Annotated in this window: 1 protein-coding gene; it reads left to right on the top strand. The window is 74.8% G+C overall.

Annotated features, from left to right (window positions below; translation table 11 throughout):
- The first annotated feature begins 48 nt into the window (after positions 1-48).
- The gene (locus BX285_RS04435; RefSeq protein ID WP_121174513.1) at positions 49-24987 is read left to right on the top strand and encodes an EndoU domain-containing protein; all 24939 of its coding nucleotides are present in this window, start codon (positions 49-51) and stop codon (positions 24985-24987) included.
- Positions 24988-25050 lie beyond the last annotated feature (63 nt).

The raw sequence follows: 25050 nt of genomic DNA, 5'->3' as shown, positions 1-25050 counted from the left end.
CGCCCCTGAAGCACTTCTCCCGGACCGACCGGAAACGGCAGGCAGCACGTGCCCCACTCGTCCATCGAGGTCAGCCCCTCGACAGCGCGCTTCTTCACGATCATCACCGGCATGCCCTGGCCGGAGATCAAGGAGGGCGACCTGCGCGACATCCGGGACGCGTACGAGCAGTTGCACGAGGAACTGCCCGCGATGCGGGACCTGATCGAGACCGTGGCGATCAGCTGCCTGAGGCAGTTCAAGGGCCAGGCCGCGACGACCTTCGCCTGGAAGATGAAGTCGTTCATCGGCGAGGCCGACGGCGGCGAGGACTACGTCTCCGCGGCGGCCAAGTCCGCCAAGGAGCTCGCCGACTGCGCCGGCGACGTGGCCAACTCGGTCGAGTACACCAAGTGGATGGCGATCGCCCAGCTGGTCCAGCTGATGATCGAGATCGCCCTGGCGATCTTCTGGTCGCCGTTCAGCTTCGGCACCAGCCTGTCCGGGCTGGTGCTCAAGAAGCTGCTCACCAAGGCCGCGCTCAAGGCCCTGATGCTGTACCTGATGAAGACCATCCTGATGCACACCTTCTCGGGCGTGGTCGGCGGTGTGGTGCTGGACCAGATCCTCCAGAAGATCCAGATGGACCAGGGCAACCGCAAGGAGTTCGACAAGGAACTCACCAAGCAGGCGGCGCTGTTCGGCCTCATCGGCGGTGTCCTCGGCGGCCCGCTGGACCTGCTCGGCATGGGCCTCGGCAAGCTCCTCGGCCGCCTCCTCGGCAAGAGCGGCGGCCGGCTGCTGGCGGACAAGCTCAGCAACTTCCTGGTCCACGGCGACCTGGAAGGCCTCAAGGGCCTGCTGGAGGCCGCCGCCAAGGGGGCGGAGAAAGCGGAGGCGGGCTCGCTCGGCAAGGTCAGCAAGGAGCTGCTGGAGAAGTCCGAGCAGGAGCTCGCCAAGCTGCCCTTCACCAAGAAGGAGGCCAAGGCCTTCGCCCGGGAGCTCGGCGGGCTGATGGAGGCGGGCTCGGAGCAGCTGCGGCACGGTTTCGGTAAGACCGGGAAGGGCACGCTCTCCGAGATCTTCGTCAAGGACATGGAGCGGATCTTCGGCAAGCACCTCGCCGAGAGCCTGGGCGGCAAGGAGATCGCCGGGAAGCTGGGGCGGGAGTTCGGCGAGGCCTTCGCGGGCCACTGGGGATCCAACGAGGCCGCGCGGGCCGGAGTGAAGGACGCGCTCTCCGGGGTCTTCTCCAAGGAGGTCGGGGAGAAGCTGTCGGCCCGCCAGGTCACCATGCTCACCGAGCACCTGCCGCAGCTCGCAGGGCAGTTGACCGAGGGGAACAAGATGTTCCAGCTCGGGATGGCGCTCGGCAACTACCTCCGCAGCGGCGTGCAGAACGTGCTCACCGAGGGGTTCTACAACCTCATCTTCGACGACCGACACGAGTTCTCCGTCTCGGCGGGGAGCTTCGTCGGCGGGATGATGACCGGGGCGATGGGCCACCTGATGCACCTGGGCTCGCACCCGCTGATGACCAGGTACCACACCTGGGTGCAGGAGCAGCAGGCCAAGCAGGTCGGCGAGGGGGCCTCGAAGTACTTCCCGTACTACCACCCGATCAACCTCGCCGCCCTGGCCTGCCTGGCCTCCGGCAAGGTCGTCCCCTTCCCGGTGCCGCGGATGGGCCACCCGGGCGCCTTCGAGGTCGCCAAGCTGCACGGCGCCTCGCTGGACGACATCGGCAACACCATCAACAAGTTCGCGGGCGTGGAGCACGAGACGCCGAAGCCCGACCCCGAGGTCGCCGAGCTGATGCAGAAGCTGCTGCCGCACATGGACCTGGAGTCCGGGGAGCACGGCGACTCCGGGACGATCGGCCTGGCGGGGCTGCACTTCCTCGGCGAGAACCAGAACACCCACGCCGACACCCACGTCGAGCCGGCGCCGCCGCACCGGAAGACCTCCAGCCCGGGCGAGTCCGAGCCGGAGCCGCACGGCCGCTCCAACCAGAAGGCGGCGAAGGCGGGTTCGTCCGCCACCACCCCGCCGGTCCGGCTGCAGTCCGACCCGGACCAGCCGACCGGGCCCAAGCCGGACGCCGCCAAGTCCGAAACGCCGAAGCAGGAGGCGCCGAAGAACGACGAGCCCGGCAAGCCGGCCCCCCGCCGCACCCGGTCCGCCGGCGAGCAGCAGACGACGGCCCAGCAGCCGGAGCCGCGCGAGACCCCTCAGGAGAAGACCGCGACGGCGACCGCGAGCGCCGGCGCCGCCCACGTCCCCACCTCCTCCGACCACCGGCCCACTCCGCGCCCCCCGATGAGGGAACCGCGCACCGAGCAGCAGCCCGATCCGAACGTCGCATCCGTCCTGCTGGGCCAGGAGCACAGCCAGGAGCAGACCCGGGACCGCCGCACCGGAGTCCGGCAGGAGCGGGATCCGAAGCTGCAGTACCTGGTGGAGGACGACGACGGCTACCTGCGGTACGTGCCGGCGGAGCGCGACGACGACCTGCCGATGTCGCCGCCGAACCACGACACCGTCCTCGGGGAGTCGTCGGACGACCGGTTCCCCCGGACGCCGCAGGACGGAACGGACGGCACGGCGGTCGGGGACACCCAGCCGAACGGCGACACCCAGCAGCAGCCGCCCGTCCAGCACCACCTCCCGGCGGCGGACCCGGTCAACTTCCCCGGCTGGCAGCCCTACGTGGACGCCGACGGCGTGGCCGCCGCCCCGTTGCGCCCCGACCGCACGGCCTCGCGCCCCGGCCCCGGGCCGCTGACCGACGCCAACGGGGTCGTGCGCGACCACGACGGCTGGCAGTTGAAGCCCGGGGTGGTCCCGGGTTCGCCGATCACGGCCTTCCCGCGCGCCTGGCAGCGTCCGCCGGGCGCGCCCGAACGGGTGTACTACCCGGAGGGCTGGAGCGCCGACACGGTCGCCCGGCATGTTTACGAGGCGGTGAGCAACGGCCAGGCCCATGCGCGGCCGGACGGCCTGATCGGGGTGGTCGGCCGGGCCGGGGACGTCTGGATCGAGGCGGTCCTCGACCCGCAGTACCGGCTGCTGTTCCACCGCCCGCTGGCCGACGCCCCTGCTCCTGTCGCCCCCCACGAGGCGTGGCACGAGACGGCCGTGGCCGGCCGCGGGGCCGTGACGGAGCTTCTCGGGTACGACAAGGTGAGCCTGCAGCGGGTGCGGTTCGACACCGGGCAGGAGGGTTTCGAGTTCACCGTCCGGCTGCACCTGGAGCCGTCCGCCGGCATGACGCACGCCGAGCTGGAGGCGGTGCGGCAGCAGGTGCGGACGCTCGCGACCCGGTTCACGGCCGACCAGCAGGCGGGTGCCGACGACGGGCAACTGCTCAATGTGCGCGTGGAGTTCGCCGAGGCGGCGGCCGACGACGCGCTCACCCTCGCGGTCACGCCCGGGATGGAACCGACGCTGCGGGAGGTGCTGCCGCAGCAGTTCCGGGAGGCGGCGGGCAAGCACGACCTCGACTTCGTGATGGGCATGCAGACCCGCAAGGCCCCGCGGGTGACCGAGGTCCACGTCGCCGAGACCGGTTCGGGCGGCCCGCGGTCCTCGTTCACGGACGCGGCCTGGGACCACCCCCGCCGCGGCCTGCCCTCCGAATGGAACGACGCCGAAGCCCGGATCGCCGCCCGGCACGTGCTGCGGACGGGTGAGGCCGAGGTCGTGGGCGAGGCGACCGGGGGCCGCTCCGCCCCCCGGGTCCACCGCGGCGAGTTCGCCGGCGTGCGGCTCAACGTCCGGGTGGAGGACGGCGTCATCACCGACGTCTGGGGCGAGCCGCACCAGAAGCTGCGCCCGCAGACGACCGCCCCGGTGCACGAGCCGGAGGTGGTGCTGGTCCCCACGAAGGAGATCAGGCCGCCCCAGGACGCGTTCACCCGCGCCACGGCCGACCGGAAGTGGGAGTCCTTCGACGCCCGCCGGGTCCGGCTGGCCGACGGGGACACCGAGACGGTGCTGACGGTCCGGGTCCACCTGAACCTCGACCCGGCGCTGGATCCGGCGGATCCGCAGACCGCCGACTCCCTGGAGGCCCTTCGGCAGCGGGGCAGGGCAGGGGTCGAGAAGGTCTACAACCTCGGGCAGCGGCTGCCCAGCGGTGATCTGCTGCGGGTCGAGATCGAGTTCGTCCCCGACGCGGGCACGGCCCACCACACGGTCACGGTCGTGGAGAAGTCGGCCCGGGAGAACCTGCGCGAGTGGGGCCTGACGACCGAGTCGCGGGTGATCGCCCACGAGATCGGCCATGCGCTCGGCCTGCCCGACGAGTACCGGGAGGCGAAGTCCAGGCGCCGGGCGGTCCACCCGGACCTCGGGATCATGGCGGGCCGCTACACCGACGGATTCGGCCGTTCCCTGGTGGACATGGACAACCCCGACGGCGGCCCGGTCCGGGCACTGCCCCACACCCCGCCGGCCGTCCGGAACCTGCGGCAGCTCGGCGGGGTGGTCGACGCGGCCTTCGGCCGGGACCGCGGCCCGGCGCCGGACGGCGACCGGCCGGCCCGGGCCCGGTTCAGCGAGGACGTGCTGCGCCGCGCCCTGTACGGCGGGCCGGACGGCCTGGACGGCCACCTGGTGCCGCCGCGGGGCTCCGAGCGGCCCCGGCCGCAGCGGGTGCCCGGGTCGGAGCAGCCCAACGGCACGTTCAAGGTGGTCGGCGGGCCCGCCGCCGCGCCGAGGATGCACGTCGGGGAGCTGGCCGACCACCGGCCCGGGGCGGTGCGGAGCCGGACGGTGTTCCCCGAGCACTGGACGGCGGACGACGCGTCCTACGCCGCCGAGCAGGCGTACCACCACGCCCGGCGCACCGGCAGGGTCACCGAGACCGGCCTGTACTCCTACCACTGGGTCGGCGAGTACGGCGGCGTGCGGATCGAGGGCGAGATCAAGGCGGGGGAGTTCACCTCCTTCCGCCCCTCCGACGACCAGGGCGGCCTGGACACCCCGGCGTACGTGCCGTGGCGTTCGACCGGCGGGGCCTTCGACCTGCGGGTCCAGGACCACGTCCGGTACGGCGACCGGCAGACCCTCACCGGGGTCCACCACGAGCCGACCGCCTCGGCCGCCACCGTCCACGGCATCAAGGTGGACGACAAGCCGCTCCTGGTCAACGACAACGGCACCTACCGGGCGGGCGTCCGGTTCCTCGACCCGACCGTGGTCGTGGGCGCCCCGATGGCGACGTTCGACTCCCGCTGGCACCGGCGCGCGGACTGGGAGACCCACACCTTCTACCCCAAGGCGTGGAAGGCGCACGACGTCCTGACCGCGGTCGAGAAGGCGTACGCGGCACGGCACACCTCCGAGACGCTGGGATCCGGCGCCGTGCGCTGGGTGGGCGAGGCGGACGGCGTACGGATCGAGGGCATCGTCCGGGACGGCCGCCACCTGACGCACCGCCCGACCGCCGAGCAGCCGCTCACCGCCTGGACCAGGCCCCCGGCCGGGGACGGAACCGGCGGCCCCGCCCTGACCGGCCGCCACATCCGCCTCGCTGACGGACAGGTGGGCATCGAGCTCAAGGCGGCGGTACACCTGCGCCCCGCGGACGGGGCGTCGCCGGAGGAGACCGCGGCCGCCCGCGCGGCGGTGCGGAAGGTCGTCGACGAGTTCGTCCGGAACCAGCGGTCGGACGGCGATCCGCCGGTCCGGCTGACGGTCGAGTTCACCGACCACGAGGCCGACGCGCACCCCGACGCCGTGCTCCGGGCGGACTCGCTCACCGGCGACGCCGACCTGCGCACCCTCCTGCCCGGCCTCACCCGCTCGCTGACGCCCGGGTTCACGGAGACGGCCCGTCGGGCGGCCGGTCCGGCCCCGGACCCGGCCACGTCCTCGGCGTGGACGGCACCCGGGGGGCGGCGGCCCGTGGAGCCGGCGCTGGTCGAGCCCGGCGCACCGGGGACGGGCACGCGACCGCCGACGGAGCATCCGTTCGACTACGACCCGATGGCCTCGGACGCCTTCTCCCCGAACCTGCGCGCCGACGCCGGCCGCAACCTCCCGGACGGATGGACCGCGGCGGAGGCCCGGCACGCGGCGCTGAAGGGCACCCGGATCGGGCGGGAGACGCGGGACCCCGACAACAACCTCGTGCTGGTCTCGCGGGTGGAGTACAACGGCGTCACGATCGAGGTCAGGCGGGACTGGCAGGAGTACCAGATCCTCGACTTCTACGGGGTCGGCAACAAGGCCGCCTTCCCGGCGCAGTTCAACAGCCCCGTCCCCGAGCCGGCCCGCAGGACGACGGGCGAGCCGCCGGCCGGCGCGCACGAGCTGCCGGCCACCGCCGAAGCCTCGTCCTCCTCGTCCTCGTCCTCGTCCTCGTCGTCCTCGTCCGCACAGCCCGCGCCCGTCGTGCACCCCGCGGTGTTCCCGCACCTGGCCCAGGACCTGGCGACGGCGCTGCTGCCCGGCCACCAGTCGGCCGAGGTCACCCTGGGCGACACCCCGCCGCAGCGGTTCGAGCTGCGGCGCGGCACCACCACGCCGGACGGCGAGCCCGTCACCGTCCTCGTCCTGCGCACCCACCTGGACGCCTCCGGCCTCACCGGGCCGGACACCCAGGCCGACGTGGCCGCGCTGCGGGCACGGATCCGGGAGGCCGCCGCCGCGTTCGACACCGGCAGCAGGCTCCCGGACGGCAGCCTGCTGCGGGTGCGGGTGGAGTTCGTCGACGGCACCGGCGACCCGCACCGGACGGTGCGCCTGCACGAGCGCAGCGTCAGCCAGGACGGCGCGAACTGGCACCTCGGCATCTCCCGGGACGCGCTGGTCCACCAGCTCGGCCGGGCCCTCACCGTCCCCGCCGCCGAGCACACCCACGACGGCGTGGACCGGGTCGTCCCGGAGCTGTCCCCACCTGTCCTGCGCTCCCTCGGCGCGGTCGCGGACGAGGCGCTGGGCAGTCTCGGCCACCACACCGAGGACGGCACCGTGGCGCCCGCCGTCCGGGAGCCGGGCGTCCTCCTCGAAGCCGGGGGCGTCCGCCGGACGGGCCTGGACGGCCTCGATCCGACGGGCCGGGGCCATCTGCACTACCCCGGCCACTGGAGCGCCGCGGACGTCCGGGCAGCTGTCGCCCGGGTGGCCGGCCACCCGGACCGGTGGGTCGACCTGGGCGACGGCCGTTCCCGCTGGATCGGCCGCCACGACGGGGTGCTGATCGCCGGGATCTCCCAGGACGGACGGGTCGTGGCGCACGGCCCGGCCGAGACCCGGCCCGACGGCGCTCCGCTGTCCTCGCGGACCAGGGTCCTCCACGTGTCGGCCCCCGCGGAGCTCGGCGGCGAGGGCACCCCGGACCTCCGCATCAGCTGGGCGCTCCTCGACAGCGGCCACGAGCTGCACGACATCGCCCTCACCGTCCACCTCCGCCCGGCGGCCGGGATGTCGCCCGGGGAGGTCCGCGCCGCGGCCGCGCGGCTGCAGGCCCAGGCCGCGGCCCACTTCGGCGAGCTCGACGGCACCCGACTCCTGCGGCTGACCCTGGAGTTCACCGACCGGCCGGGCCCTGGCGTGGTGGACATCGCCGTCCGGCCCGACGCCGATCCGGTGCTCGCCGAGCACCTGCCGGAGGAGTTCGGTCGTGAGAACGCCGAGGACGTGGCCGACCTCGTGTTCGAGAGCACCGCGGAGGAGCGGGCCGGAGCCGACGCGTACGACGCCCCGCTGTTCCGACTGCAGGACCCGGGCGACCCAGACGGGTCGGGCGAGCTGCGCTCGGCGTTCGACCGCCGGGACTGGCAGCGCCGCAGCCCCGGTTTCCCCGCGGACTGGACGCTGGACGACGCCCGCTACGCCGCCCACCGGGTCTTCACGGAGCACAACGGCCCGAGCAGGGGCCGGCCGGAGGAGATCCTCACCGGGGAGTTCGGCGGCGTCCGCCTCCGGCTGCGGGTGCGCAACGGGCGGGTCGTGGACGTCTGGGCGGCGCCCGGCGGCCGCCACTCCGGCGATCCGGCGTCCACCGGGTCCGGCCGGGTGCTGGCGACGGCGGAGGTGCGCCCGCCCGTCGACCGCTTCCTGCGCTCCCAGCAGGCCCAGTTCATCCAGTCCTACGAGGCCCGGCGGGTGCAGGAGCCCGGTGGCGACACCAGGACCGTCCTGACCGTACGGATCCACCTGGAGGCCGAAGGCCTGGAGGGATCCCCGGCCGAAGTCGAGCAGCAGCTCGACCTGGTCCGGCTGAACGCGGAGGCAGGCGTCCGGGACGTCCTCAACCAGGGCCAGCGGCTGCCCGACGGCGACCTGTTGGAGGTCGCCGTCCGGTTCGTCGACAACCCGGAGGACGCCCACCACGTCGTCGAGGTGCAGCCCCACACCTCGCAGGAGCACGCCCAGCACTGGGGCGTGGACACCGAGCCACGGGTGATCGGCCACGAGGTCGGCCACCTGCTCGGCCTGGTCGACGAGTACCGGCGCCAGGACGTCGGCCCGCGGCCCGTCCACCCGGAGTTCGGCCTGATGACCGCGCCCGGCCGGGACGAGTTCGGCCGGGTCTGGTACGACGCGCAGCACCCCGTGGCGACGGAGCGGCAGTCCCCGCCGGTGTCGCTCCGGCCGCACAACCTGAACGAGCTGGGCGCCGTCCTCGACCGGGTCTTCGGCACCGCCCCCCGGCCGGTGCCCGCGGGCGAGTTCCCGCTGCGGGCGACGTTCGGCGAGGACGCCCGCCGGATCTCGCTCTTCGACGGCCCGGACCGCCTCGGCGGCCACCTGGCCCCGCCGCCGGCCGCCGACCGGCGCCGGCTCCCGCGGCTGCCCGGGGCGGAGAACGCCAACGGCACCTACCGCGCCGACGCCGGTGAAGCGGCGCGCGACCGGTTCCGGACGATGTTCCCCGCGCACTGGACGGCCGAGGACGCGGTGTACGCGGCGCAGCAGGCCTACCTGCACGCCCGCCGCAACGGCGGGATCACCGGGCACGGAAGCCTCTCGCAGCACTGGGTCGGCGAGTACGCCGGCGTGCGGATCGAGGGCGGGATCCGGGCGGGCGAGTTCACCTCCTTCCGCCCCGCCGCCGACCAGAGCGGGCTCACCGCGGAGGCCTTCGTCCCCCGGCCCGTCCCGCACCCCTACGGCCACCGGGTCGAGGACCTCACCCGCTACGGGGACCGGCACGCCCTCACGGGCTTCCACCACCACAGCGGCCGCCGGCCCGTCGACGCGGCCGTGCACGGCGTCCACATCGGGACGGTCGTGGGCACCAACCGCAACGGCACCTACCGGGCGCCCGCCTACTTCCTGGACCCGCAGGTCGCGCCGAACTCGCCGCTGAGCGACTTCCCGTCCCGCTGGCACCGCCCCGACGGCCAACCGGCCCGCACCTTCTACCCCGACTCCTGGGTGTCCGAGGACGTCCTGGAGCGGGTCGACCGGGCGTACCGGGCCCGGGTGTTCGAAGAGGAGTTGCCGGACGGCAGCCTGCGGTGGATCGGGACGTCCCAGGGCGTGCGGATCGAGGGCATCACCCGGGACGGGCAGCACCTGGTGCACCGCCCCACCGAGTGGCAGCCCGCCCGCCACGGGGACGGGGAGGACGGGGGGCTCACGCTGTGGGAGCGGCCCGTGGTGGAGGGCGACATCGACTACTCCATCGGCTACCGCCGGGTGCGGCCGGAGGGCGAGGGGCAGCCGGACACCGAACTGGTCGTCCAGGTGAGGGACCACGGCGCAGAGCTGACCCGAGAGCGGCGGCAGGCGCTCCAGCAGACCGCCGACACCCAGGCCCGGGAGTTGTTCCCGCCCGAGGACCAGCCCGGTGGCCGACCGGTCCGGGTCAGGCTCCGCTTCGTCGCCGGGCCCGCCGACCCGGACGCGATGCCGCCGGTGTCCTCGAACGAGATGGCGTTCGCCTCCCAACTCCGTTCGCGCCTGCGGAACATCGGCGAGCTGGTCGCCGGGCTGCACCGGGCCCCCGCGCCGGAGCCGCCGCTGACCGCCCCGGTGACCCCGGGCACCGGCCACCGCCCGCCCACCCGCACCCGGCTGGCGGACCTGGAGGCCGCCGGCCTCGACGCACCGGCCTTCGCCCCCGCCCACGCGGACCACGAGGGCCGGGGCCTGCCCCGCGAGTGGACGGCCGCCGAGGGCCGGTACGCGGCGCGCCGGGTCGCGGAGCAGCAGCTGGCCTCGCTCGGGGCGGACGAGACGGGTACGGTCACCGGCCGGTTCGCCGGCGTCGAACTCCGGGTGACGCTGGAGGGCGGGCGGATCACCGGCTTCGAGGGCACCCCGGGCCAGACCTTCGCCGACCAGTACCGCTCGCGCGCCGAGCGCCACCAGCCCGACCTGATGGCCCTGCACGCGGACGCAGGCGCGCCGATCCACCACCAGCCGGAGCCGCCCGTCCTGGAGGCCGGCGGGATCTGGCAGTGGCTCGACGACGGGTACGGCACGCCGTACGAGCCGGTCCGCCCGTCCGCCCCGTGGCCGGCCACCGAGCACACGGTGGACGACAACGGCGTGGTCCGGGTTCACGCCTGGGAGACGGTCGACGGGGTCCACCCGCAGTCGCCGGAGGCGGACTTCCCGCAGAACTGGCGCCGGCCGGCGGACTCCCGGGGCAGCGCGGTGTACTACCCGCAGCACTGGTCCGCCGACGAGACCTGGCACCACGTCCAGGAGGCCTACTCCAACCGCACCTCCGAGACGTTCCTCCCGCCGGAGGCGCGGCGGGTCCGGACCATCGGGGCCGACGGCGGGCCGCAGTTCCTGGACCTGACGGGCGGCGACGCGTGGCACTGGGCGGGCGAGTCCGGCGGCGTGCGGATCGAGGGCGTCTTCTACCAGGGCGCGATCTACCTGCACAGCCCGACGCTGGTGCAGCCGCAGGTACGGTTCGGTTCGCAGGCGGGCTTGGACGGGGATCCGTTCGGGGTGCCGTCGCGGGTGCGGCGGATGGTGTTCGAGGACGGCGTGGAGGGGGTGGAACTGTCCGCGCAGATCCGGGTGGGCCGGGCCGCCGGGGTCGGGGACGAGGCTTTCGCCGAGGCGCAGTTGCGGATGCAGGCGCTCGCCGACGAGTTCGTGGCGCAGAGCCTGGTGCCCGGGGACCTGCCGTTCCGGCTGCGGCTGGACTTCGTCGAGGCGCCCGCCGGTGACGGCGTCCTGGTCGGCGGCCCGGAGCCGCAGCACCTGGCCGAGCTGCTGCCGGACCTCGTGGACGAGGTGCACAACGCCGGCCTGGGCGACCTGACGGCCGGCCTGCTCCTCGACGCGCCCGAGGTGCCTCCCGCCCATGCGCCGGGCACCTGGGTCCACGGCGAGGCGGAGGACCTGACCGCCATGTTCGCCGCCGACCTCCCGGCTCACGCGGGCCGCGGCCTGCCGTCCGACTGGACGCCGGAGCAGCGGCGCTACGCCGCCGACTGGGTCGCCTCGCACCACCCCGGGCGTCCCGTCGGCGAGACCGCCTCCGACGGGACACCGCCGCCGTCCGTCCATCGCGGCAGCTTCGGCGGCGTCCGGCTGAGCGTCCTGACCGAGAACGGCCTGATCGTCGACTTCTGGTCCGCGCCCGGCGGCCTGCCGCGCCCGGTGGTGCACGAGTCCGGCGGGCCCTGGCAGCGGTCGGAGGACCCGGGCGGTGCCGGGCCGTACGAGCCGCTGCGGCCCGGCTCCGCCTGGCCCGCCACCACGCACACGGTGGACGACAACGGCGTGGTGCGGGTGCACGCCTGGCAGACGGTCCCCGGGGTCGACCCGGAGTCGCCGGAGGCCGCGTTCCCGCAGAACCGGCGCCGGCCGGCGGACTCCCCGGGCACCGCCGTGTACTACCCGCAGCACTGGACGGCCGAGGACACCCTGGTCAAGGTCTGGCAGGCCTACCACAACGCCCACCACCGGGAGCACTTCGAAGCGGGCGAGCGGGACGTCTGGATCACCGGACCGGACGGCGAGCCGCAGTTCGTCCAGCTGGCGCAGCTGTCGTCCGCAGAGGGCGACGGCATCGCGGAGCACTGGGTCGGCGAGGTCGACGGGGTGCGGATCGAGGGCATCCGCCTGAACGGCGAGATGGCCCTGCACAGCCCGACGCTGGTGCAGCCGCAGGTGCGGTTCGGTTCGCAGGTGCCCTTGGACGGGGATCCGTTCGGGGTGCCGTCGCGGGTGCGGCGGACGGTGTCCGAGGATGGCGTGGAGGGGGTGGAGCTGTCCGCCGAGATCCGGGTGGGCCGGGCCGCCGGGGTCGGGGACGAGGCTTTCGCCGAGGCGCAGTTGCGGATGCAGGCGCTCGCCGACGAGTTCGTGGCGCAGAGCCTGGTGCCCGGGGACCTGCCGTTCCGGCTGCGGCTGGACTTCGTCGAGGCGCCCGCCGGTGACGGCGTCCTGGTCGGCGGCCCGGAGCCGCAGCACCTGGCCGAGCTGCTGCCGGACCTCGTGTCCGAGGTACACAACGCCGGCCTGGGCGACCTGACGGCCGGCCTGCTCCTCGACGCGCCCGAGGTGCCTCCCGCCCATGCGCCGGGCACCTGGATCCACGGCGAGGCCGAGGACCTGACCGGCCTGTTCGCCGCCGACCTCCCGGCCACCGCGGGCCGCGGCCTGCCCTCGGCCTGGACCCCGGAGCAGCAGCGCTACGCCGCGCACTGGGTCGCCGCCCACGAGGACGGCCGGCCCCTGCACGAGCAGGCCCCGGACGGGCCGCCCGCGCCGACCGTCCACCGTGGCGGCTTCGGTGACGTCCGGCTGAACGTCCTGACCGAGAACGGCCTGATCGTCGATTACTGGGCCGAGCCGTCCGCCCGCAGGGTCTCCGGCGACGAGGACCTGGGGCCCGTGCTCGCGGTGGTCGGGCCGCCCCGGGACCCGTTCCTCGCCGGCCTCGACGACCGGGAGGTCCAGGGATTCACCGTCCAGCGGATCGCGCGGCGGGACGACACCGGTGCGGTCGTGGACCGCGAGACCGTGCTGACGGTCCGGCTGCACCTCGACACCGACCGGCTGGACCTGACCGACGCCCGGACCAGGCGTGAGCTGGCCGAACTGAGGAAGCGGACCGCCGAGGGCGCCGACCGGACCTTCAACCTGGGGCAGCGGCTGCCGAACGGCGACCTCCTGCGGGTGCGCACGCAGCTGGTGGACCGCCCGGGCGACGGCGCGTCGACCGTCGTCGTCGAACCCAAGGACCTGCGCGAGAGCCACCAGGAGTGGCACCTGCGCTCGGCCTCCTACTTCATCGGGCACGAGCTGGGCCACCACCTCGGCCTGCGGGACGAGTACCGGGAAGCGAGCCACCGCCGCCGGCCGGTGTACCCGGACGGCAGCCTGATGGCCACCCACCTGACTGACCGGCGCGGCCGCTTCGCCATCGACTCGGCCGACAACGCGACCGGGGACCGCGAGCCGCACGTCACCGACACCCTCCTGCAGCCCCGCCACCTGCGGCAGCTGGGGGCGGTCGTCGACGGTGCGCTCAAGTCCGCCGGACTCGACGCCCCGGCACCCGGCCTCCCGCACGCGGCCGACGGCCTGCCGGCCGAGGTGAAGCTGGCCGGGGACGTCGTCCACCGGGCGCTGTTCGGCGGGCCGGACGGCCGCGGCGGCCACCTGATGCCGTACCCGGGATCGGACCGCCCGGCTCCGGAGCGGCTGCCGGGGGCGGTGAACCGCAACGGCACCTTCCTGGTGCGCGAGGACCTGCGGCACCGGACCGAGACCTCCCGGTCGGCGGGTGACGTCGAGGGCCGCCGGACCAGGGTCATGTTCCCGAGGCACTGGACGCTGGAGCAGACCGTGTACGCGGTCGAGCAGGCGCACCTGGCGGCACGCCGGGCCGGCACGGTCGACCGGCGGTCGACGGCCTCCGCCGGAGGGGCCTCCGACGGCCCCGCGGACGTGACGTACCGCTGGACCGGCGAGTACGCCGGGGTGCGGATCGAGGGCGAGGTGCGCGGCGACCGCATCCTGTCGTTCCGCCCGTCCCACGACCAGGCCGGGCTGGACGTCCCGACGCACCTGCCCTGGCGCGGCAAGGACCCCGCCTTCACCCAGGCCGCCGAGGACCACCTCCGCTACGGCGACCGCCTCGTGCTGGACGGGGCCCACACCGCGGCGGGGTTCGGCAGCGGGGTCTTCCACGGAGTCCGGGTGCGCGAGCTGGCCGGCAGCGCCAACCCGAACGGCACCTACCAGGCCAAGGTGTGGTTCCTGGACCCGAAGGTGAGCCCGGACTCGCCCGAGGCCTGGATCTCCTCCCACTGGTACCGGCGCAACGACGCGCCGACCCACACCATGTACCCCCGGGACTGGCGGCAGAGCCGCATCGAGCGGGCCGTCGAGGAGGCGCACCGGAACCGGCGGACCGTCAGCACCGACGGCCGGACCGAGCAGTGGGTCGGCGAGGCCGACGGCGTGCGGATCGAGGGCATCACCCGGGACGGGGTGCACCTCACCCACCGCCCGACCGCGGAGCAGCCCGCCCCCTCCCGGCACGAGCCGGGGGCCACCGTCACGGCCTCACCCGCCCGACAGGTGCCGATCGGCCCGGCCGGCCGGCTGCACGGAGCGCTGCGCGAGCTGGTGTCCGCCGACGGCACGCGCGAGCTCGAACTGACCGTCCGGGTCCACGTGGACCCGGCGGAGGCGGCCGCCTACCAGGGCAACCTCCGGGCCGAGCTGCAGCGTCACGCGGACCGGCTGCTGGGCGGGGCCGAGGGCGAGCCGCGGGTGCGACTGCGGCTGGCGATCACCGCCGACCCGGCCGCGGCCCACCCCCGCGGCCCGGAGGACCTGCCGGCCCTGCTGCGCGCCCTGGACGAGCAGCAGGTGGACCCGGAGGACGGGATCCGCGATGCCCTGTTCGCCCTCGTCCCCGACCTGATGGACGCCGCCCAGGCCGAACTGCACACGTACGTACGGGACTTGGTCCAGCAGCACCCGGCCGTCGGCGCGTCCCCGCTGCGGGCGCCCGGTGCGCCCGGCACCGGCACCCGGCCGCCGGCGAACGAGCTGACCCACCTGGCGACCGACCAGGCCGCCGCCGTGGCGGCCGCCATGCCCAACCTGCGCCCCGACGCGGGCCGGGGCATGCCGGACTCCTGGACGGACGAGCAGCGCAGGACGGTGGCCCACAACGTCCTGGAGGCCGCGCGGGAGAAGGGCGTCACGGCGGACACCTTCCGCTGGGGTCTCGTCACCTTCGCGCTGGAGATCCGTACCGAGAACGGGATGATCGTCGACTTCCAGGGCCTGCCCGTGGTGTCGCAGCCGACCGCGGTACGGCACCGTGCCCCGGAACCGCACGAGTCGTCGGCCGACGCGCAGTCGCCGGCCGCGCCGCACCGGGAGGCGCAGCCGGACGAGCAGTCCGAGCCCCTGTACACGATGCCGATCCTCGGGGCCGGGGGCCCCTTCTCGGCCTGGACCGCCCCCACCCCGGTCGGACCGCCGCCCGGCGGGGTCTGGCACCGGGTCGGTGCCGTCGGCGCCCCGCCGCCCGAGCCGGTGCGGCCGCCCAGCTGGCCGGCCACCGACCACTCGGTGGGCCACAACGGCGTCGTGCGCGTCCACGACTGGACGCCGGTCCCCGGGGTCGTGCCCGGGTCGCCGGAGGCGCAGCTGCCGTGGAACCTGCGCCGGGCGGCCGACGCCCCGGCCAAGGCGGTGTACTACCCGCTGGACTGGACCGGGCAGGCCACCCGCCAGCGGGTCGAGGAGGCCTTCGCCAACGCGTTCCACAGTGAGCGGATGCCCGACGGCACCCTGCACTGGGCCGAGTCACCGACGAGCGCCGACGGCCTGGTGCCGATGGCCGGCGGTGAGGTCCGGTACTGGATCGGCGAGGCGGGCGGGGTGCGGATCGAGGGCCTCTCCGTGGACGGCCGGGTGGTCGCCCACAGCCCGACGCTGAACCAGCCGCACGCCGCGCACACCGTCTGGGCCGAGGACCACATCGTCCACGACGGCGTCCTGCACGACGCGGGCGACGAGTACGGCGTGCCGCTGCGCGTGCGGCGGGTGCTGTTCGACAGCGGCCAGGAGGGCGTGGAGATCCTCGCCGACCTCGAACTGGTCCACCCGGGAGGCCCGAACCACCCGGACGTCGAGGCTGCGCAACGGCACCTCCAGGACCTGGTCGACGCGCACTTCGGCAACCTCCCCGGCGCCGGCCTGGTCCGGCTGCGGCTGAACTACGTCGAGGGGACGGAGGACGCGCCGCAGCTCGACGTCGTCAACGACACCGTCACCTCCTTGGCCGAGCTCTTCCAGGACCTCTCGGACGCCCTGGACGCCACCGGGCTGGCCGGCCTGACCGGCGAACTGCTCCACGGATCCCCGCCGTTGGACCACCAGGCGCGCCGGCTGGCGGTGGCCGAGAACCAGCCACCGGACCCCGTGGACCCGGTCGCCGGCTGGGTCCACGGCCAGGGCCCGGCCATCGCGCAGGCCTTCGCCCCGGTGCTCGAACCCGGAGCGGGCCGCCGGCTGCCCGCGACCTGGCCGGACGACATGAAGCGGTACGCCGCGCACTGGGTCGTGACGCACAACGAGCCGCGGAGCGCGCACGAGAGCGCCCCCGGTGGCCCCCCGGCGCCCCGGATCCATCGCGGCGACTTCGGCGGGGTCCGGGTCGCCGTCAAGGTCGAGGGCGGCCTGGTGACCGACTTCTGGGGCGAGCCCCACCACCGGAGGGTGTCCGCTGCGGAGGACCTCGGGCAGCCCCTGACCACGGCGGTGCCGCCGCGCAACGACTTCGTCCGCGGGCTGCAGTTGCGCGGCGGCCAGCGCTTCGAGGTCCACCGGGTGGAACTGCGCGACGACACCGGCCGGGTCGTCGACCACGAGAAGGTCCTGACGGTCAGGCTCCACCTGGACACCCGCCGCCTGGACCTCCAGCGCCCCGACGTCCGCGAGGCCCTGGAGGCCCTGAAGTCGCGCGTCGCCGAGGGCGTCGACCAGGCGTACAACCTCGGTCAGCGGCTGCCCGACGGCGACCTGCTGAGGGTCCGTGTCGTGCTCCTCGACACGCCCGGGCCGGCCGCCCAGACCGTGGCCATCCACCCCGAGCCGGGGCGCGTGCACCACCGGGCCTGGCACTTCGGCACCCCCGCCGTGACCCTCGGGCACGAGATCGGCCATCACCTCGGGTTCCCCGATGAGTACCGGGAGTCCGCCAACGGCCAGCGGCGCCGCCCGATGTACCCGGACGGCGGCCAGATGGGCTCCCGGCTCCTGCTCCCCGGCGGCCGCCTGCACAACGACGCGGACCACCCACCGGGCGGCCCGATACGCCGGCTGCCCGACACGGTGCTCCAGCCGCGCAACCTGCGCCAGCTGGGTTCGGCCATCGACCTGGCCCTCGGCACGCCCTCGCGCGTGCCGGCGGCGGACAGCACCGGCAAGCCCGTCCAGCACGGCGGATTCACGGCGGACGGCCTGCCTCGGCGGGTCTCGCTCGGCGGCGACGTCATCGAGACCGCGCTGCACGGCGACCGCAAGGGCAGGGGCGGCCACCTCTATCCGACGCTGGGCTCGGGCCGGACCCGGCCCGCCGAGGTGGCCGGCTCGCTCAAGCGCAACGGCACCTTCGAGGTGGCGGCCACCGCCGCCGAGCGGGTCATGCACTCCGGCCGGCGCACGGGCGACTTCGACCAGACCCGCGGCCCGCTGGCCACGCGGACGATGTTCCCCAGGCACTGGACGGCGGAACAGGCCGTGTACGCGGCCGAGCAGGCCCACCTCGCCGCCCGCCGGGCCGGCGACGCCCCGCAGCCCGGCCGGCCGCCGGCCGGTACGGGCCTGCCCGCCGGCCCGCGGCCCGGCGAGCACCCGCTGACGGCCCGCAGGACGCTCGGCATCGAGCGCTCGGGGGACGCCACGTACCACTGGCTGGGCGAGTACGACGGAGTGCGGATCGAGGGCGAGGTCCGGGGCGGCCGGATCGTCTCCTTCCGCCCCTCCGCGTGGCAGGACGGGCTGGACACCCCCGCGCACGCGCCGTGGCGCCCCGTCGACGGCGCCTTCGGCCAGTCGACCGAGGACCACGTCCGCTACGGCAACCGCCGCACCCTCGACGGCGCCCACCACGTGCCGAACCCGGTGGCCAACCAGTTCCGCGGCGTCCGGGTCGACCAGCCGTGGAAGACCAACGACAACGGCACCTACCGGGCCGCCGTCTGGTACCTCGACCCGAAGGTCCACCCGGACTCCCCGGAAGCCCGGTTCCCCGGCAACTGGCACCGGCGCGACGACTGGCGCACCCACACCCTGTACCCCGCCGCCTGGACCCCAGCCAAGGTCGAACAGGCGGTGGCGCAGGCGTACGCCGACCGCCGGACGCAGAGCCCGCCCGGGGCCCGGCCCGAGCACTGGATCGGGCTGGCCGACGGCGTGCTGATCGAGGGCGTCACCGAGGACGGCCGGCACCTGACGCACCGCCCGGCCACCGTGCAGCCGCACCGGCAGTGGAGCGCCGCCGACATCGTCGCGCAGTCCCCCGTGTGGGTGGGCAGCCTCGGCACGACGGCGTACATCCCCGGGGCCTTCCGGCACGTGCGCTTCGACAGCGGCCAGCACGGCGTCGAACTCGCCCTCAACGTCCACCTGGGCGGGCTGACGGACACCCCGAACAACCGGGCCGAACTGCAGCGCAGGCTCGACGAGTTCTTCGGCCGGGCCGGTGGGGATCCCCTGGTCCGGGTCCGGCTGGACTTCGCCGCGGACCCGGGGCAGGCGCTGCGCCGCCGGCCCGGGTTCGACCCGGTCGCCGTGGTCATGGAGGCGGACCGCCAGGCCGGCCTGCGGACCGACCCCCGCCAGGCGGCCGCGACCAGGGACAACGGCCTGCTGAGCGCGCTCGACGTCCTGATCCCCGACGTCCTCCAGACCGCCGGGCGCGACCTCCCGGCGTTCGCCCGCTTCCTGGCGGCGCACAACCCGGCCCCCCTCACCCAGGTGGCCGCCGTGCCGCAGGCCCGGCCGCTGCGGGCGCCGGACGCACCGTGGACCGGCGCCCGTCCCCCGGCCGGGGACATGGCGGCGGAGTTCGGGCCGCGGGTGGACCGGGCCATGCCCAACCTGGCGGCGGACGCCGGCCGGGGCATGCCCGCCGCGTGGGCGCCGGCCGACCGCCGCAGCCTCGCCTACCACCTGCTGGAGGACGCGCAGCGGCGGCTCGCCCTGGGCGGGGCCGCCGGCGCGGCGCTGCCCGTCGAGATCGTGCGGGACTTCCCGACCCATCGCGTGACGGTCCGCCAGCAGAACGGCCTGATCACCGACTTCTGGGCCACCCCCCGGCCCGACGCGAGTGGCCCGGGGGGTGGCGTGCGCCCCGCCCCGCTGCACGCCATGAGCCACGACGGGCTGGAGGTGCCCCTCGGCGTCGAGGAGTTCGGCCTGCCCGGCGCCCGGGTGAAGGTCTCGGGCAACGGCCTCTGCCTGCTGAACGCGGTCGCGGTCAGCGCGCCCCACCTGGTCTCCGGATCCGGGAGCGGGGGCGGGATCCACGCGCTCCGGCGCGCGGTCGAGAACCACTACCGCGACCTGGCGCCGGAGGACTTCCCGGCCGAGGTGCTGCGCGGTCTGCGCGGACAACTGCTCGGACGTCTCGGCGAGTTGAGTGACCGGCAGCTGCTGGCGTACGTCCCCGAGGCGGACCGGCCGAGCTTCGCGGGGATGCGCCGGAGCGAGCTGGAGGGCATCGTCGCGCAGTACATCACCGACGGGCACAGCCCCGCGCTGCCGCACGAGCGCGAGGCCCTGCTGCGGACCGTCCGGAACTGGCGCAGCCAGTGGGGGACGGCCGCGGGGGAGATGCTTCCGGCGGCCCTGGCCCACGCCCTGGGCATCCGGCTGCGACTGATGCACCACGACGGGATCCACGACCGGGGCGTCCTCGGCCCGGAGGGCGGGCAGCCCGTCACGGTGTACTACAACGGCGTCGACCACTACGACGGCAGCAGGCCCGTGGAGCCGGTCCTCCGGCCGCGGCACGAGGAGCACGCCGACGCACGCGGCCGGGAGCACGCCCAGGAGCGGGCCGACGAGGACGTCCTGCCCGGGAAGGCCACCGAGCAGGAGAGGTCCGAGCAGGAGAAGTCCGACGGGCAGCTGCTCGGGGAGCTGTTCGAGGAGCCGAAGCCCGAGCCGCCCGCCAGGCCCGCCGCGATCGCCGGCACCGACCTCGTGATCGGCCTGACCGAGCACGAGGCGGCCGTACGCGACAAGGTCATCGACGTCCTCGCCAGGATCACCCCGGGCGACCGCGCCGCGATCCGCTCCTTCGCCGACGCCTACTTCGGCCCCGCCACGCTGCGGCCCGTGCTCGCCGCGCTCTCCCGGGGCGAGGTCTGGACGGCCCCGTTCGACGGCAGCGGCTGGAGCGGCAGCATCTCGCTGCGCGGGGAGGTCCTGAAGCGCACCTTCCTGCGCCAGGAGAAGATCGAGATCGAGAACGGCGCCGACCGGACGGTGCTCACCGGGACGCGCGGGGACCTTCGCTCGCAGTACAACCTCGGCTTCCAGGGCAAGCACGCGAGCGGCACCGGCGACCTCGCCGAGCTGGTCGGCTACTTCCACGACCGGGGCAGCAGCGAGGTGCGCCTGGACGCCGGCGGGCAGGTAGCGCGCTCGAAGACCGCCACGCTCAACGACGTGTACGCCACCGAGCTGAAACTGGAGCTCGATTTCGGCGACCTCCGGCACGAGAGCGCCCTGGTGCACACCGAGGACGGCCGGCGGACCGCGACCGTGGAGGTCGGGACGACGGTCGGCATCCCCGTGCACGACCCGGCGGACCAGACGCCCCGGGTGGCCCCGAAGCGGCTGCTCGACGGCCGGATCGGCGGCCAGGACATCGTGCTGGACCTCTCGCCGCGCGGCGAGCAGCACGGACTGCGGCCGGTGGAGGCACTGCTGCACGGCGTGGAGGCCAAGGCCGTCCGGGAGCTGGGCGAGCACTGGCCCGCGCTGCGCCGCAAGCTCCTCACCGAGGTCGACTTCGTCCGCCTGCAACGGGACCTGAAGAGCATGACGGCGGACGAGCCGGTGACCGTGGTGCTGACCGACCGGCGGGGCCGGACGCTCGCCTCGGTCGGGATCACCGCCAGGGTCGTGGACCCGCACCAGGTGGGCACCACCAAGGAGACCGAGTTCACCATCGGCACCGTCCACCAGCAGGTGCACAGCAGCGTCACGGACCGCGCCCACGCCACCCAGCTCCCGGTCGTGCCCACGTTCGGGCCGAAGGCGGACGGCGCGCTGGTGAACGCCGGGGCCACCGGACGGCTGGGGCGCGAGCACGTCGAGGTCTCGGGGCATGCGCAGCTCTCCCAGCTGACCAGCAAGTCCAAGGTGCCCGGTGTGGTCTACGACGGCACCGTCCGGTTCGAGCTGACCTTCAACGGCCGGGACGAGAAGCACCCGGCGGGCGAGGCCGGGGTGAAGCTGCTGGTCGACCGCGCCGACACCGGGGACGCGCCCGGGGAGCCGCCCGCACCGGAGCAGCCCGCCTCGGAGCCGCCCGGCCCGGTCGCGGCCAAGGCACCGCCGGAGCACGTCTGGACGGAGGGCCTGGACGAGACGGTCGTCCTGCGGGACCTGGAGAGCACCGCGGTCCTGCGCCGGGCGGTGGACGCCAAGGGCCGGGAGCTGTTCGGGGACGGCTGGAGCTCGGTGCGCGAAGAGGTCATGCACGCCTTCGGCCAGCCCAGGCTGGCGTCCCGGCTCACCGCGATGACCCGGGGCGAGCCGCTGGAGCTGAAGCTGCACGGCAAGGACGGCGTCGTGGTCACCGCCACCGCCGAGCTCGCCAAGCTGACCTACCGGCGGGAGGACGCCAAGGCCGAGCTCAACCAGGTGAACGAGACCGGCGAGTTCTCCGCCGACCGCCGGCTGCTCACCCGCACCTTCGCCGCCCAGGGCCAACTCGGCGGGGTCGTCCGCAAGGAGACGCCGGGCATCGAGCTCTCCGCCACCGGCAGCGGCCAGCAGCGGGACCGGTTCGCCTGGCGCGGCCGGGACGCCGACCGCTCGTACGCAAGCGGCAAGCACGGGGTCGCGCAGGCGATCTACGGCGCCGAGCTGGTGCTGGAGGTCCGCTTCGGGGAGGCCGCCGGCAGGCCCGGCGGCACCTCCGTCAGCGAGCGCGTTCGGGTCGAGCTCGGCCTGGACAGCCGGGAGACGACGGACGTCACGGTCCACCGGAACGCGGACGGCGAGCCGGAGTTCACGCCGGAAACGCCGAAGCCGCCGAAGCCGGCGCAGGACGTGGCAGAGGCGCCGTACCGGGCGCCGCAGCGGATGGCCGAGCGCCACCAGCTGAACGCCTCCTACGTGGTGCACACCCTGACCGGCGCCGCCCGGGTGCGCGAGGCCGTCACCGAGGCGGTGTGGGCCAAGTACGGCGACCTGTCCGACGAGGTGCGGTTCCGGATCGGGGAGACCTTCGGCCGGGTCGCGTTCAAGACGCAGCTCTCCCAGCTCACCCGGGGCGGGCGGATCACCGAGACCGTCTCCGGAAAGACCTGGCGGGCCGACATCACCGTCACGGCCGAGCTGGGCGCATCGACGTACCACTCGACCACGGAGAAGTACGAGTTCGAGTCCGGCACCCAGACGTCGAGCGGCCAGGGCTACGCCCGGGACCGGCTGAACCGCTACACCGGCGGCGTCCTGGGGAAGCTCAAGACCACGTTCGTCGACGTCACGGCCGGGTACACGCACCGGATCGACCGCACCTACGGCGGCGCCGCGGACACCATCGCCTCGGTGTCCAACCGGGGCAAGCACACCGAGCCGGCCGTCTTCTTCGACACCGCCACCCGGTACCGGGTCGAGGTCAGGTTCACCCGGCTCGGCCTGCACGACGGCACCTTCCGGGACCACGTGGACGGCAGCGCCCGGGTGGCCGTCCCGCGGCGCGACGCCCTGCCCGTGGACGGCGGGGCCGCGCCGCCGGCCCCGGCCACGACCCGTCAGCCGGCGGGCTACCTGGACCACCGCCGGCTGGACTCCTCGACGGTCGTCGGCGACGTGTACCCGCTCCACCAGGGCCGGTCGCTCGCGGAATCGGTCCTCCACCAGCTGGACCGGACCGAGGGCAACCCCTTCGGCAGCGACCGCGAGGGCATCGTCCGCAAGCTGACGGAGGAACTGACCCCGACCAGGCTGCAGGCACGCCTCAAGGCCATGACGGCCGGGGATGCGATCATCGTGCGGCACGGACGCACCACCGTGCGGATCGACGCCGTCCTGCTCGACCGCAGCGACCACCTGGGCGGGACCGGGACGACCGAGTTCAACGCCGCCACCCAGGTGAACCACAGCTTCGCCAGCTCCGACGGCGTCACCAACTTCGGTGCGGGCCACGGCAACAACCTGACCGTCGGGGTGAACGGGACGATCCCGGTGGCGGGAGCCGTGCCGGTGACGGTCGGGCTGACGGGCACCGTCGGCTGGGGCAAGGACCACATGGACATCCTGAGCCGGAGCACCGGCGCCGGGATGGCCAGCAAGGCCAAGGTGCCCGGCAGCGCCTACGACGGCGACGCGCAGCTGCGCCTCCGGATCACCCGCAGGCCGTTGACCGGGGCCGCCACCACGGTGGTGCGCACCGCGCGGATCGGCTACGAGGCCATCGTCGAGACCGGCGAGACCAGGCCGGCCCCCGAGTCGAAGCCGAAGGCCCGATCCACGACCGGATCCACGACCGAATCCACGGCGCAGGAGGCACCGCCGCCGCAGCCCGTCCCCGTGGTGGAGCCGGAGCAGGTCGCCGTCCCCGTCCCGCCCGCCCGGGTCTGGCAGGGCCTGCGCGACACCGACGTGCTGCGCTGGCTCGGCGACGTCGGCGGCGTGCAGGACCTGGTGCGGCTGCGCGGCCGGGAGTACTTCGGGGCGCGGGCGTGGCGGCAGCTCGGCGCGGCGGTGGAGAACATCACCTCGCACAGCCACCTGTCGGCGCTGTTCGGCACCGCGAGCCGGGGCACGGAGATCGCCACGGCCTCGCCCGGGCGGTGGCTGCTGGGCCAGGACAAGGGCGTCGAGGTACGGGTGAAGCTCCTGGAGCTGGTGCACCGGACCAACGACACCGCGGTCGAGCTGAGCCCGGCGAACAGCCTCGCCTCCGGTTCCGTCCTGACCGAGCTGAACGCCCGGCAGGCGGGCCTGCAGGCCCAGGTCGGCGTCAAGCTCGCCGGCGACCTCACCCACACCCCGGGCCTCACCGGCGGCGCCCAGCGGCTCTGGCGGGACGGCGGCGCCCTCGGCGAGACCGGCCCGCTGGTCGTCAACGGCAAGGGGTCGGTGCCCATGGCCCGGTACGCGGGTGCTGCGGAGATCGAGGTGACCTTCTTCGACGGCGGCCGGGAGTCCGTCGCCGAGCGGGGGCTGGTGCCGTTCACCGTCGACCTGCCGCTGTCGGAGACCACGGACCGGCAGGTGCCCGCGGACCACTACCTGACTTTCAGCGAGGACGCCGGGGACGGGAAGCCGAGGTTCGGCGGGGACGCGCTGCTCCTCGACGACGTCCGCCGGGCGCTGGAGCAGGACGGAAGCCTCCCCCCCGGCGTCGGGCAGGAGCGGCTGCAGAGCACCGTCCGGTGGGGCAGGGCGGCCTACGGCCGGGAGTTCACCACCGCGACCCCCGAGGGCCTGGCCCACGTCCGGGCCGTCGACCGGCTGGTCGAGCTGGCCGGGGGCACCTCGACCGGCACGGTGGCCCTGGTGCGGGAACTGCTCGGGACCCCGGAGGGCGCCGAGCCGACGACCGACGGCCTGCGGCGGGTGGCCGACTTCGTCCTGCGCCGCCGGGAGCGGGGGGAGCCGTGCACGCTCGCCGACCTCCGGGACTGGTTCGCGCTCCGCCGCCCGGCGCCGCCGCTGTTCGCTCCGGAGCACCCGGAGCACCCGGAGCCCCAGGAGCGGTCGGAGCCGCCGGCCCCTCCGCTCGCCCGGCAGGCCCAGCCGAAGGACGCGTTCGTGCTGTCGCTGGAGGAGGAGATCGTCAAGGCGCTGAACCTCTAGGCCCGGCCGGGCCGTGGGTACGGAGTGGGACGTCCGCAGACCTGTCGCTCGGGCGCTCCCGCC

It is taken from the genome of Streptomyces sp. 1114.5 (assembly GCF_003635085.1).
Classification (GTDB): domain Bacteria; phylum Actinomycetota; class Actinomycetes; order Streptomycetales; family Streptomycetaceae; genus Kitasatospora.
Note: the sequence above shows the minus strand (reverse complement) of the source record. Positions and strands in the feature narration are given on the sequence as shown.